Source organism: Ampullimonas aquatilis (genome assembly GCF_049675895.1).
In the GTDB taxonomy this organism is placed as follows: domain Bacteria; phylum Pseudomonadota; class Gammaproteobacteria; order Burkholderiales; family Burkholderiaceae_D; genus Ampullimonas; species Ampullimonas aquatilis.
The window spans coordinates 2,167,283-2,181,098 of the sequence record NZ_CP183834.1; the positions used below are offsets into that span (position 1 = coordinate 2,167,283).

10 protein-coding genes and 1 tRNA gene are annotated in these 13,816 nt (G+C 51.4%); 4 read left to right on the forward strand and 7 right to left on the reverse strand.

The features are described 5' to 3' along the window. Positions 1 to 169 precede the first annotated feature (169 nt). The 3 genes from ACMYR3_RS10035 to ACMYR3_RS10045 all read left to right on the forward strand — a co-directional run bounded on the left by ACMYR3_RS10035 (position 170) and on the right by ACMYR3_RS10045 (position 6,184). Positions 170 to 1,687 carry an efflux transporter outer membrane subunit gene (locus ACMYR3_RS10035; RefSeq protein WP_424191814.1) on the forward strand — a complete coding sequence of 506 codons (1,518 nt, stop codon included), beginning with the start codon at positions 170 to 172 and terminating at the stop codon, positions 1,685 to 1,687. Positions 1,688 to 1,739: 52 nt separating this feature from the next. Continuing rightward, positions 1,740 to 2,897: an efflux RND transporter periplasmic adaptor subunit gene (locus tag ACMYR3_RS10040; protein WP_424191816.1), complete on the forward strand. Its 1,158-nt coding sequence runs from the start codon at positions 1,740 to 1,742 to the stop codon at positions 2,895 to 2,897. Between the two features lie 161 nt (positions 2,898 to 3,058). Beyond that, positions 3,059 to 6,184: an efflux RND transporter permease subunit gene (locus ACMYR3_RS10045; protein ID WP_424191818.1), complete on the forward strand. Its 3,126-nt coding sequence runs from the start codon at positions 3,059 to 3,061 to the stop codon at positions 6,182 to 6,184. 361 nt (positions 6,185 to 6,545) lie between these two features. Here ACMYR3_RS10045 and ACMYR3_RS10050 read toward each other — a convergent pair whose 3' ends face one another. The 7 genes from ACMYR3_RS10050 to surE form a co-directional block, all read right to left on the reverse strand. Then, positions 6,546 to 6,980 carry a regulator gene (locus ACMYR3_RS10050; RefSeq protein ID WP_424191819.1) on the reverse strand — a complete coding sequence of 145 codons (435 nt, stop codon included), beginning with the start codon at positions 6,978 to 6,980 and terminating at the stop codon, positions 6,546 to 6,548. 325 nt (positions 6,981 to 7,305) lie between these two features. Next, positions 7,306 to 8,412 carry an alpha/beta hydrolase gene (locus ACMYR3_RS10055; RefSeq protein ID WP_424191821.1) on the reverse strand — a complete coding sequence of 369 codons (1,107 nt, stop codon included), beginning with the start codon at positions 8,410 to 8,412 and terminating at the stop codon, positions 7,306 to 7,308. A 64-nt stretch (positions 8,413 to 8,476) separates the two neighbouring features. Further along, positions 8,477 to 9,952, reverse strand: coding sequence for a 23S rRNA (uracil(1939)-C(5))-methyltransferase RlmD (rlmD, locus tag ACMYR3_RS10060; protein ID WP_424191823.1), 1,476 nt, complete (start codon positions 9,950 to 9,952; stop codon positions 8,477 to 8,479). Further along, positions 9,949 to 10,749 (reverse strand): 3'-5' exonuclease, encoded by an 801-nt coding sequence (locus tag ACMYR3_RS10065; protein WP_424191825.1) that lies wholly within the window; start codon positions 10,747 to 10,749, stop codon positions 9,949 to 9,951. Before ACMYR3_RS10065 ends, rlmD begins: the two co-directional genes overlap by 4 nt. Before the next feature lie 41 nt (positions 10,750 to 10,790). Beyond that, complete coding sequence (locus ACMYR3_RS10070) at positions 10,791 to 11,732, reverse strand: peptidoglycan DD-metalloendopeptidase family protein (RefSeq protein ID WP_424196460.1); 942 nt, start codon at positions 11,730 to 11,732, stop codon at positions 10,791 to 10,793. A gap of 100 nt (positions 11,733 to 11,832) precedes the next feature. Further along, positions 11,833 to 12,735, reverse strand: coding sequence for a protein-L-isoaspartate(D-aspartate) O-methyltransferase (locus ACMYR3_RS10075; protein ID WP_424191827.1), 903 nt, complete (start codon positions 12,733 to 12,735; stop codon positions 11,833 to 11,835). A gap of 5 nt (positions 12,736 to 12,740) precedes the next feature. Next, positions 12,741 to 13,496, reverse strand: coding sequence for a 5'/3'-nucleotidase SurE (gene surE, locus ACMYR3_RS10080; protein ID WP_424191828.1), 756 nt, complete (start codon positions 13,494 to 13,496; stop codon positions 12,741 to 12,743). Between the two features lie 132 nt (positions 13,497 to 13,628). On the opposite strand from surE, the gene ACMYR3_RS10085 reads away from it, so the two are divergent. Further along, positions 13,629 to 13,719: transfer RNA gene (locus ACMYR3_RS10085), tRNA-Ser, on the forward strand. The last annotated feature ends 97 nt before the right edge of the window (positions 13,720 to 13,816 follow it).

Below are 13,816 nucleotides of genomic sequence, written 5' to 3' on the forward strand. Positions count from 1 at the left end.
CTGGTCGCTTATAAGCCGGGTTGATCCCGGCTTTTTTATTACCCCCTGCCTGTATCTGTAAAACAGATTGTATTTGTGTACCTAAGACATACCATTTATTGTGATACTCCCTTAAAATCGGCAAAAAATAGATATTTGATAGGTTTGACTGCCAAGGGTTATTACAGACATGTTCTATCCACTACTGCACAACACAATTCGCCCATATTTTGCTGGTACCTCCCGACCATCACATGTAAGCTGGCACTTGGCAGCACTCTGCCTGATAGCGCTACCGCTAACAGGTTGTGGGCTGATTAGACTGGGGCCTGACTATCAAGCGCCAGCAACCAAAACTCTGGCCAGTCAATGGCATGCAGACAGCAGTCGCCTTGCACATCAGGCCGATTCTGCGCAACTCAATGACTGGTGGCAGCAATTCAACGACCCAGCATTGTTGCAACTACTCAAGGCCAGCCAGGAGCAAAGCCCGACGCTGGCCGACGCAACCGCCAAAATTGTGCAGGCGCGCGGTGAAGCCACGGTCGCAGGGATGGCCAATTTGCCCTCACTGGATGTCAACCTGTCCTCCACCCGCTCGGCAGTCAGCTTTTTAGGACCGATGTTCTTGAGCACCAATAATCGTGCTGCTTTGCAATCCAGTTGGGAAATTGATCTATTTGGCAGTCTGGCACGTCAGCGTGAAGCTGCGGATGCCTCGTTGACTGCCACGACCGCCCACTGGCATGACGCACGCGTGTCCTTGGCAGCAGAAACCGCCCAGACCTATGTGCAATATCGGCATTGCGAGCGATTGGTACAACTGATTGCCGAAGAAGCGCGTTCCCGTGCCGAAACTGCACGACTCACCGCACTGGCTGGTGAGGCAGGTTTTCAGTCACCGGCCAATGTCGCGCTGGCACAAGCCGGAGCCAACGAAGCTGCCAGCAACCTGCTCCATCAGGAGTTGCAGTGCACAGTGCAAGTCAAAGCCATTGCCGCATTGACCGCCATTGACGAAAACGACTTGCGCACCCTGCTCGGCCCAGCCAAAGCCAATTTGCCAGCGCCGCGCCAGCTGACTGTCAGCAAAGTCCCCGCCGATACCCTGGCTCAGCGCCCCGACTTGCTGGCTGCCGAGCGTGAGCTGGCCAGCGCCAGTGCCAATATTGGCTACAACGAAGCACAGCGCCTGCCCATCCTGACGCTGTCAGGCTATATCGCACCAATCCGCTTGACTACCGGTGGCCAGACTTTTGGCGCCCGTACCTGGTCGATTGGCCCCAACCTGACCCTGCCAATTTTTGATGGTGGGCAACGTGAAGCCAATGTTGAAGTGGCCAAAGCCCAATATCTGACTGCTGAAAAAACCTATCGGCAAAAAGTTCGCGATGCCGTGCGTGAAGTGGAAGAAGCATTGGTGCGTCTGCAATCATTAGCTGCACGCGAGCAATTGAGCAAAGACACTGCACGTGATTATGGCCGCTCTTTGCAAGCCACCCAGGCCAGCCAGCAAGCCGGTATGGCCAGTCTGCTGGATCTGGAGGAAGCACGTCGTTTGAGCCTTAACGCCCAAATGAGCGCATTGACTGTCCAACAAGATCAGGTCTTGAGCTGGATTGCCCTGTATCGCGCCATGGGTGGCGGTTGGCAGGCCAATGCGGCCAATGAATTACCCAATGGTGATCAAGCCGCATTGGCCGATTAAACTTACCCGGCATCATCCCACGCTCACCCTAGATTGATCTGACTGATATTTCATGCCTCCTCACTTCACTTCGCGTCTCACTATGCGCCATACAACACTGTCGCTGGCCATCTTGCTGGCCAGCTTGACGATGAGCGCCCATGCTGATGACAAGGCAAACCCAGCTGCTGCGCCAGCCAAGCCCGCCATGGTGGTTTCCACCGTCACGCCACAACGTAGCTCACTACCCATTCGCCTGACCGCCAATGGCAATATCAACGCCTGGCAGGAAGCCATCATTGGTGCCGAAGTCGATGGCTTACGGCTCACTGAACTCAACGTCAATATTGGTGACCATGTAAAACGTGGTCAGGTTTTGGCGCGCTTTGATGCGGCCTCGGTGCAGGCCGACGTGGCTCAGCAAAAAGCAGCGGTGGCCGAAGCCGATGCAGCGCTTGCAGAAGCTCGTACCAATGCCGAGCGGACGCGCATCCTGCAAGCCAGTGGTGCCTTGAGTGCACAACAGATCAGTCAATATTTGACCGCTGAGACCAGCGCCAAGGCACGGTTGGCGGCCACCCAGGCGCAACTCAAAATCCAGGAGTTACGCTTGCGTCATAGCCAAATCAATGCGCCCGATGACGGTGTGATCAGCGCACGAAGTGCCGCGCTGGGCAGCGTGCCTGGGGTTGGCCAGGAGCTGTTTCGCATGATTCGCCAAAATCGGCTCGAATGGCATGGCGAAGTCACGGCCAGTGAGCTCACACGGATTCGTCCTGGTCAGCTGGTCAGACTGTCACTCGATAGCAGCGACACCAGCAATGCCAATAAGATCGTTGGCAAGGTGCGCATGGTCGCGCCGACTGTTGATGCACAAAGCCGGATTGGTTTGGTGTACGTGGACTTGCCACCCACCGCCAGTGTGCAAGGTTATAAAGCAGGCAGTTTTGCCCGCGGTGAATTTGAGCTTGGCCTGAGCAATGCGCAGACGGTGCCCGAGCAAGCCCTGGTGATGCGCAATGGTTTTCATTATGTGTATCAGGTTAAGCCGGATAATCATGTGAGCAGCCTCAAGGTACAGATTGGCCGACGAAGCAATCAGCAGGTTGAAATCATTGCCGGTCTGCCCGAGGGTACGATCGTGGCACTCAACGGTGCAGGCTTTCTCAATGATGGTGACCTGGTCAAGATCAATAATGCCGCAACGGTCAGCGAACCAGTCAAGCGTTGATGCACCAATCATCAAGTCTTGACTTGCCCTTAAGTACCTAACAAGGCATCGTCACAAAGCGTTCTCTATTACGTTGTCATATTAATCACCCCTGCTACCTTGCCAAGCCACGTGCGGCAGCAAGACAAAACATCAGGCAAACCAGGAAAACTAGGCAAGGCATGAATTTCTCCTCGCTCTCCATCAAACATCCCGTTCCAGCGATTCTGCTGTTTTTGCTGCTGACACTGGCCGGTCTGCTCGGCTTTAAAAGCATGGGTATTCAGGACTTTCCCGATGTGGAAATGCCGGTAGTCACAGTCAGCGCGCAATTGCCCGGTGCCGCACCAGCCACACTCGAAACCGAAGTGGCGCGCAAGCTTGAAAATAGTATTGCCACCCTGTCACGCATTAAAAAAATCACCACCACCATACTCGATGGTGAAGTCACCATTGCGATTGAATTTGAACTCGAAAAAAATCTGACTGAAGCCGAAAGTGATGTGCGCAGTGCTGTCAGCCAGATTCGCGCCGATTTGCCGGCAGACCTGCGTGAACCCATCGTCAGCCGGATCACCACGTCGGGCTTGCCCGTCATCACCGGTACGGTGGCGTCAGACCAACTTGATGAAGAAGCCCTGAGCTGGCTGGTGGATGATGCGATTGCCCGCCGTCTGCTGGCCATCAAAGGTGTCGGCAAAGTCAAACGCGTAGGCGGCCTGACACGCGAAGTCTGGATCGAACTTGACCCGATCCGTATGGCAGCACTCAAAGTCAGCGCACTGGATATATCGCGCCAGTTACGGCAAGCTCAACTCGAAGCACCCGCGGGTCGAGGTGATGTGGGTGGCGTGGTACAAACCGTACGGACCGTGGCCACCACGGCTTCCGCCGAAGAACTGGCCAATCTGGACATGGCATTGCCCGATGGCAGACAGATTCGCTTAAGCCAGATTGCCAATGTGCATGACACCACCGGCGAGCGACGTTCGTTGGCACTCTACGATGGCAAGCCGGTTGTGGCCTTTGAAGTAACCCGTTCACGCGGCGCCAGTGAAGTGCTTGTTGCCAGTGGTGTGCGTCAGGCTTTTGTTGAATTACGCAATCAATACCCTGATGTAAAAATTGACGAAGCCATTGAAAACGACAGCGCCATCAAAGAAGGTTTTGATGGCTCAATGACCTTGCTGTATGAAGGTGCCTTGCTCGCCGTGATTGTGGTCTGGTGCTTTTTGCGCGATAACCGCGCCACCTTTGTGTCGGCCATGGCGCTGCCACTCAGTGTGATTCCCTGCTTTTTAGGCATGGCCATGCTCGGTTTTACACTCAATGGCATTACCTTGCTGGCTTTGTCATTAGTGGTCGGAATTCTGGTCGATGATGCGATTGTCGAAATTGAAAATATTTCACGTCATCTGCGCATGGGCAAGAGTGCCTATCAGGCCGCCATGGAAGCCGCTGATGAAATTGGCATGGCAGTGATTGCCACCACTTTTACTCTGGTGGCAGTGTTCATGCCCACTGCTTTCATGTCGGGCGTGACCGGACGATTTTTCAAACAGTTTGGCTGGACGGCGGTATTGGCGATTCTGGCATCGCTACTGGTCGCCCGCTTGATTACACCCATGATGGCCGCCTACATGATGAAAGACAGTCAGCATCATGAAGAACAGGATGGTCGTGTGATGCGCTGGTACTTGCACAGCGTGCGCTGGTGTTTGTCACATCGGCTGATCACCTGTCTGGCTGCCGGCCTGTTCTTTGTCGGGTCGATGGCCTTGATCCCATTGCTGCCGAAGGGCTTTGTGCCAGCATCAGATCGCATGCAGACCTATATCAATATTGAACTGCCCCCCGGTTCATCTTTGGAGCAGACGCGTATTGCGGCCGAAAATGCTCGACTGGCTTTGGCCAACATCAGCGACATCAAACATGTCTTCAGCTCGATTGGTGGTGGCTCCAGCGGTGACGGCTTTTCTCCTGGTGCAGCGGCGGAAGCACGCCGCGCCGTCCTGACGGTACGCACCTCTCATCACAGTGAGCGGCCTTATCGACTCAGCGCCATTGAAAAAGCAATTCGCACCCGCATGGCTGATCAACCCGGCGTCAAGGTGACTGTCGGTACGGCCGAAATTGGCACCAAGATGCAATTGATATTGAAAAGTGATGACCCTGCCCGCCTGGCCGAAGCCGCACACTCAGTAGAACAGGATCTTCGGAAATTAAATAATGTCGGCAACATCAGCTCCAGCGCCAGCCTGGTACGACCCGAAATTATCGTACGTCCCGACTTTGCACGTGCCGCTGATATGGGTGTGACTGCCGCCAGCATCAGCGATACGCTGCGCATTGCCACCTCGGGTGACTATGATATGGAGCTGGCCAAGCTCAATCTGGCGCAACGTCAGGTGCCTATCCGCGTACAGCTACCGCTCTCGCAACGGACTGATCTGGACACCCTGGCGCATCTGTATGTACCAGGTAAAAATGGTGCCGTGCTGCTAACCAATGTGGCTAGCCTGACTATTGAAAGTGGTCCGGCACAGATTGATCGACTCAATCGCTTACGCAATGTCACGCTCGATGTGGAGCTTGGTGAGCGCCAGCTTGGCGATGTCTATGCCGAAGCGCTGCAACTGCCCTCGCTGAAAAACTTGCCTGCTGGTGTGCAACTGGCTGAGTCGGGCGATACCGAAGTGATGCAGGAACTCTTCTCCAGTTTTGGTACTGCCATGGCAATTGGTGTGCTCTGTATCTACATGGTGCTGGTACTGCTGTTTCATGACTTTCTTCAACCGCTCACCATTCTGGCCGCCCTGCCGCTGTCAATTGGTGGTGCCTTTGTATTGTTGCTGCTGACTGGCAACAGCTTTTCCATGCCATCGCTGATTGGCTTGTTGATGCTGATGGGAATTGTCACCAAAAACTCCATCTTGCTGGTGGAATACGCCATCGTCGCACGAGAAGGTTTGCATGGTGGCACACCGATGAACCGCTTTGATGCCCTGGTCGATGCCTGCCACAAGCGCGCGCGCCCCATCATTATGACTACCTTGGCAATGGGCGCTGGCATGATGCCGGTTGCCATGGGCTGGGGCAAGGCCGACCCAAGCTTTAACTCACCGATGGCGATTGCCGTGATTGGTGGGCTGATCACCTCCACCATGCTAAGCCTGCTGGTCGTGCCCGCCGTCTTTACTTATGTCGATGATCTGGAGCATGGCCTCGGCTGGCTGGTCAAAAAACTACGCAGTCATCATGGCAACCCAACCCAGACGACTGCGGCAAGTTCAAAAGATTTGCTTTAAGCCAACTGTTTGAAACAACAAATATTGAAAATTCAAATCAGCTACATCAAAAACATTGTCGAGCTTCTTTGTTCTGATACGCTGTTGACCAGCATCATCGCCTAAAAATATACACCCTAAGTGTATTTATTTACAAGCAATATATTAGCACTTAACAAGCCAATTATTAAATATACTCCTTTAATTTATTAAAAATCAGCAGGTTTTATGAGGGGCGAATTACAGCTATTCTGCATCCTTGAGCTTTCCTCTCCCATTTGCAATCAGGTCAGATGGTGAGACGATAACCACATAAACCGAATCCCATGTCTCAATTAACACAGCCGTCATCCCCACCTTTACACCTATACCCAGTCTGAGTTTATTGCCCTTTATAAAGATCCACTAACATCTGGTAGGTGACCGTGCCAATCGGCTGAAGGTTGTCATCAAGCAGCTCATAAAGATCCTCCTTATCGTCCGGACGAATGCTGAAATAAACAATCGTGTCATGCTCTCCACCACCTTCACGATGAGGTTTCTCACTGGCTGGCGAGACTGTCAGACTGGCAGTCGATCTTCTTTCGCGGAGTTTGCCGTCTGTTTCATAAATCAGATGCTCACCCTGTACCACAAAGGTGTGATTAAGCACCAGGTGACGATGCAACACGATCTGTTCATTAGCGGGCAATTTAAACAAGACATCAACCACCCTTCGCTTCTCATCAATATTTAAAATACTGAAGTGAAAACTCGGTACAAACTCACCAAATCGTTTCCATTGAATGGTGCTGTCGTCAAACTGATGCAAAGTCATTTCAGTATCTCCTATTGAATTGTTATTGGCTTACTGCCAACACCATTAGACGTGAACCTTGCTAGCAGTGAACAGGGGATTAACCATCCATACACAAGGGAATTTGCCCGCATTTATCTCATTATTGTCATGAGTGGATGATTCATACGATTGCTGAGCGGTAACCCTTGAGAATGACATCAAGAGCAGAATGAAATTGCTTCTTAAATTTGAATACCAGTGGCAAGGCTTGTCTTGGCGACGAGTAATGATAGCCGTCGTACCAAATAGCTATCGAGTCGTTCACCCGCATATTAAGTGGCGACTATATGATTGAAATATGAACTTATTGTTTAGCTGACTGTAAAGGCAACATTGGCTCAGGAAGCGTCTTTTGATATGTGTTTTCAACAATCCGGGTCATGATTCTGGCAAACGGTTTTGGATCCGTAAAAAATACAAAGTGACCGGCGTTGGGTAAAACAAAAGACCCTTTCTGTGGTGCTTTCAACGCACTGACATAAGCATCAATCAAGACCAGTGGCGTGACATGATCATGTTCACCGGTGATGAAATAAACCGGCACCTGAAAACCAATGGTCGGATCAGGCGCTTTCAACCGCCAGAAATTTTCACCTTCGTTATTCGCCAATTGCTCCAATGAAAATGACATGCCCCGAACAAACCGGCTAATGTCCAGCAAACTATATTCTTTTGCCTTGAGCATGGCCATCACAAAGGGATAAGGGCCCGTTTCACCCTCTAACATGCCGCCATATTCCCATAACAATGAGTACTTGGTATTCATACCTTGTACCGTGTTTTTGTAAGGGGGATCACCTATCTCGCTAAGTTGTTTGAGTGCCTTTTCATTGTGCTCGACCTTGGCACGCTCAGTCACAAAATTGTGCGATAACTGCTCTTGTTGAACCAGATCAATCATCTGTCCGGTGCCAATATAAGCATACAGATTTTCCGGATGCTGCTGCGCTTCGGCCAAACCCAGATACGTGCCCCAAGAATGCCCCAACAGATAAATCTTGTCCCGCTGGAAACGCTGCCGCAACCAGAGTACCAGCTCATGTGTATCGGCTTCAAACTGCGCCACCGTCATTGATGAAGCTGACGTATTGGGAAACGATTTGCCACTACCGCGCTGGTCCCATTGCACGACCACAAAGTGTTTTTCCAACTCGCTTTGAAAAGCATTCGCCAGACCAATATATGGGCTTCCCGGACCACCATGCAAAAATAACAGGACAGGATTATTCTTATTGACACCACGCACCAACAACCACTGCTCACTACCACCCAAAGTGATCGGCGCCAACTGAGCAATGCTCTCCGTTGCAATGACACCGGATGTCTCTTTAAAAATTTCCGTACGGGTAGAGCAGGCTTGCAAACACAATTCCAGAAAAAGAAAACCTAGTAAACGAATGGAAAGTTGCATGCCAATTATTTGAAATTTAATTTCATAACAACTTACTTAATTGAAAATTTGCAAATCAACCAGATCACATCTGTCTCTGCGGCGGCTCAAACACCGCAATTGATTCCACATGCGAGGTATGCGGAAACATATTGATGATACCAGTGCTGCGCAAGCGCCAACCTGCTTCATTGACCAGAATGGCAGCATCACGCGCCAGGGTTGAAGGACTGCAGGAAACATAAACCAGCCGTTTGGGCAGACCGGCAAAACCACCGCGCGTCAAATCTGAAAGAGCCTTGGCCACGGCCTGGGCACCTTCCCGTGGCGGGTCAATCAACATCTTCTCAAAGGAGCCAAGACGAGCAAGCTCTTCGGCAGTGATTTCAAACAAATTACGTACGGCAAATTCCACCTTATTGGCGAGGCCGTTATGCACGGCATTGTCCCTGGCACGTTGGGTCAAGCTCTCCAGGCCTTCCAGTCCGACCACCGATTTAGCCAAGGTGGCCAAAGGTAAAGTAAAGTTACCCAGACCACAAAACAGATCCAGCACCCGTTCATTGGCTTGCACATCAAGCAGGCGCAAAGCACGACTGATCATGGTGCGATTGATGGCATGATTGACCTGAGTAAAATCAATCGGCTTGAATGGCATGGTGACACCAAACTCCGGCAAGGTATAAGTGAGCTGTACACCTTGTGGGTAAAACAGAAAGGCGCTTTCCGGCCCTTTGGGTTGCTGCCAGATTTGCACTGCAAAACGGTCTGCAAAAACCTTCAGACGAGCCTCATCGTCCTTGCGCCAAGCTTGTAAATTGCGAAACACCAAGGCGATGGTGAGCTTGCCGTCACTGATACCCACACCAAATTCAATTTGTGGAATCCGCTCCCTGATGGTAAGTGAATTGATCAGGTCACGTAGCGGCATGAGTAAAGCAGACAAGGCTGGTGGCAAGACCGCGCAGCTATGAATATCGGCCACAAAGCTGCTTTTTCTTTCATGAAACCCAATCAGCACCGTGGCTTTTTTGGCCACATAACGCACCGCCAGTCGACCACGAAAACGATAACCCCAGAAGGGCCCATGAATTGGCCTCAGCATGGTTTCTGGCTTGGTCTTGCCAATATGCGCCAGACTATCTTCCAGAACGCGCTGCTTGATGGCAACCTGCGCAGTGGCTTCCAGGTGTTGCATACTGCAACCACCACATAAATCAAAATGCTCGCAGCGTGGTTTGACACGCATTACGCTGGGCTTGGAGATTTGCAGAGCCTCGGCGATCTCGTAATTTTTTTTGCTGCGCAGCGTGTTGTAGGTGACTATCTCACCGAGCAAGGCACCCTCGACAAAAATCACCTTGCCATTGGCATGCGCGACACCCCGTGCCTCCATATCCAATGATTCAATTTTTAAGGTACCGGGACGCTCATCATCTTGATTTGAATCGTCAAGTTTGGCACTGGATGCGGCTGCAATCTGCCAGTGATCGGATGGATTACTAACAGTCGTGACCGTTGTCATGGGCACCTCTTCCGCCGATGGGGACGAGGAATTCAATTCGGATTGCTGACTTGCCATGCAGAGAGATATTCCTGTAAATGCGGCGCGGTGCCCGTCGCACAATCCTGCTCCAGGGTTGCACGTACCAGCGCAATTTCCTGATCATATTCAATTCGCGAAAAACCGCCGCGCATGAGTTGAAAACGACAATAAACCAAATAGGTGTTGAGCACATCAGTCTCGCAATAATTGCGAATCGTGGCCAGTTCACCAGCCTGATAAGCATCCCAGACTTTGGAACCATCCATGCCGAGCTTGCCAGGAAAGCCGCAGAGCTTGGCCAGATCATCCAGCGGGGCATTGGCACGCGGACTATACATGGCCAACAGGTCCATCAAATCAAGATGACGCATGTGATAGCGGCTGATGTAGTTGTTCCACTTGTAATCACGGTCGTCCTCCCCCATGTCCCAATACTTGCTCGCCACCACACCATTGACCAAGCCCCGATAATGCAAGACCGGCAAATCAAAACCACCACCATTCCATGACACCAGTTGCGGCGCGTGTTTTTCAATCAGATCAAAAAACTCGCTGATCAATTCGCCTTCGCTACTTTGCAAATTACCCAGCGACTTGACACGCAAACCACGATCACCCCGCAATACACAGGAAATCGCACAGACTCGTTGCACATGATGCTGCAAAAAATTGGAGCCCGTCTTTTCCTGACGCGCTGCAAAAGCCTGCTCGGCCACCTGGGTATCGGGCATATCGGCAGGCAAATCAAGCAAGGTGCGCAAGCCGGTCACATCCGGAATCGTTTCAATGTCAAAGACCAGAACAGGAATCACGGCAGCTCGCTTGATTGAATGAAAAGTTTTTGCTATGGCAATTAACGGACAGGCAACAACTTGGCCGGATCGATTGGCTTACCCTGATTGCGAATCTCAAAATGCAGCTTGCTGCGATCGGTTTCGGTTGATCCCATCTCGGCTATTTTTTGCGATTTCTTGACAGTCTCACCTTCCTTCACCAACAGGGCTTTGTTATGTCCATACGCCGACAGATAGCCATTGCTGTGCTTGATGATGATCAGATTGCCATAGCCACGTGGCCCATTACCGGCAAACATCACCTTGCCATCGGCTGCGGCAAAAATGGGGGAACCCTCCTTATCGGCAATATCAATCCCTTTGGTCTTGGCCTCTTCAAATTCGGTAATCACCTTGCCATTGGCCGGCCATTGCCAGTCTATGGGTTCAATCGTGGTCGTTGTACTTGGTGTAGCAGGCACAGTCGGTGCCGCAACGGGCGGTACGACAGGAGCAACCACAATCGGGGTTGTCGTATTGCTGGTTGGCGTAGAAACCGTTGGCGCAACGGTTTGCGCAGCTGGTAATGACCCACCCTTCAAAGGTTGGCCATTACTGCCCAAAGGACGTGCCTCCAGTGCCGATGAGCGAATCGGCGCAGAAGAGACAACGGCGCCACCTTCCGGCGGTGTTACCCGCAATACCTGATCGACCTTGAGGTCAGATGGGCCTTGCAGATTGTTCCAGTTAAGCAGGTCGGTATAGTTGACACCATAGTCCAGAGCAATCCGGTAAATTGTGTCACCTTTTTTAACGGTATGAAAACCGCCTTTGCCAGCTCCAGGTGTAGCTGACGTAGCCGCGCCCGGGCGCAATACCGAAGCGGGCAAAGGCGTATTACGATCAATACTGCGATCAATAATTGGCGCTGAGGTCATTGGCGTAGAGCAGGCCGACAAGACGACCAGTACAGCCACCATGGCAGCAGTTGATAACCAGGCTGGGCAGGCTTTATGTTTCATCAAATTCAAACTGTTGTCCTTTATTTTGATAGGCATTCGGGCATATTGCCATCTCAGCAAGCGATCAGTGATTCAGGCAGGCTTCAATCAGCCCGAGCAATTACTTTTGAGTATGCACACCAGAGAGTAATGGAACAAATCGCACCGAATCAAGCATTGTTTCTTGCCAGACACGATTGGCCTGACGCTCTATCAGAATCAACCGTTGACTATCCCCCTCCACTACGGGTGCAATCAGTCGCCCACCAATCGCCAGTTGATCCAGCAACGCTGGCGGCACACCAAGCCCGGCTGCAGCGATGATGATGCCATCAAATGGCGCGACCTCTGGTAAACCCAGGCAACCATCGCCATAGGCCAGCCGTAAATTATGTAAACGAAACGGCCGCAAATTTTGCCGCGCCTTTTCATGCAGACCTTCGATTCGCTCGATTGAATAAACTTCGGCCGCCACAAAACTCAGAACGGCGGCCTGATAACCACAGCCAGTGCCAACTTCAAGCACCTTTTGCATAGAACGGCCGTTGCGCATGAGTTCAATCATCCGCCCAACAATCGACGGTTTGGAAATCGTCTGACCAAAACCAATCGGCAACGCCGCATCCTCATAAGCCTGATTGGCCAGACCGGCATCCATGAACGCATGACGAACCACGGTTTGCAAGGCATTGATGACCAAGAGATCTTTCAAACCCTGCACTTTAAGTTTATCAACCATGCGTAGGCGGATTGCATCCGAAGTCAGCCCTAATCCTGTTGGTGACTGAATCTTGGCCGGCACTGCAGCATTCATCGCAACTCGTGGTTCAACAATACGACGATTAAATGATTGACCAACTGCAGAGCCAGACTTACCTTGCTGCCTCAGCAGCTCTTGCATATTGGATGTTGTTTTTCCACGCGGTTTGAGCGTCGTGGTTTGAGCCGAGGTTTCGGTCTGTGACACTGCCGTACTCTTGCTTTTGTTAAGCTGCGACAAATCCAGAGGAAAACGCTTGGTCATGATACTTATTTACCCGCAACCGGGTTAAGCCAGTCGCGCACCGAACCTAGTAGCGCTGTATGGGTTAAATCCAGCTGCAGCGGCGTTACCGAAACATGACCTTGCGCCACTGCATGAAAATCGGTGCCCTCGCCGGCATCTTTCACCTCACCTGCTGCACCAATCCAGTAAATTTCTTCACCACGCGGATTGGTCTGCCTAATCACAGGTTCAGCCAAATGGCGCTTTCCCAGGCGCGTCGTCAAAGTCGGCTGGAGTTGCTCATAAGATAAATTGGGAATATTCACATTCAGCAAAATTGGGCCAGATAATGGATTGGCCATAAAACGCTCGACCATTTCCCGGGCCACTCGTGCCGCGGCCTCTAAATGTCCCCAGCCCTTGTCAACTTGTGAAAAAGCCATAGCCGGTATGCCAAACAAGAAACCTTCGGTTGCAGCCGCCACCGTACCAGAATAAAGCGTGTCTTCACCCATATTCTGACCATTATTGATACCCGCCACCACCAAATCAGGGGGACTATCCAACAAACCCGTCAAGGCAATATGAACACTGTCTGTCGGCGTACCATTGACGTAACGAAAACCATTGGCAGCCTGATGCACAGTCAGCGGCCGGTCGAGTGTCAATGAGTTGGAGGCCCCACTGCGATTGGCATCGGGCGCAATCACCATCAGGTCGGCAATTGGCTTTAAAGCCTCGTAAAGGGCAATAATGCCAGGTGCCTGATAACCATCGTCGTTACTGATCAATATTTTCATGACTGCATTTTAACTGAGCCCTTTTAGACAGGCATGCTTGAATGAAGGAATCTTTTTTCAGCAGCCCCAGCACGACATTTTTAAATTCATCTTTAAAAATCCACTCAGGATTGCTATACTAGTTGGCTTGCTGGAGAGATGGATGAGTGGTTGAAGTCGCACGCCTGGAAAGCGTGTATAGGTTCATAGCCTATCGGGGGTTCGAATCCCCCTCTCTCCGCCACAGATCAGTTCTAAGTAGTCCAAGTAAGTCCTAAAACCCGCATCAAACCCAGTGTTTATGCGGGTTTTTTTATTTCTTTCATCCAGATTAGTCCGAT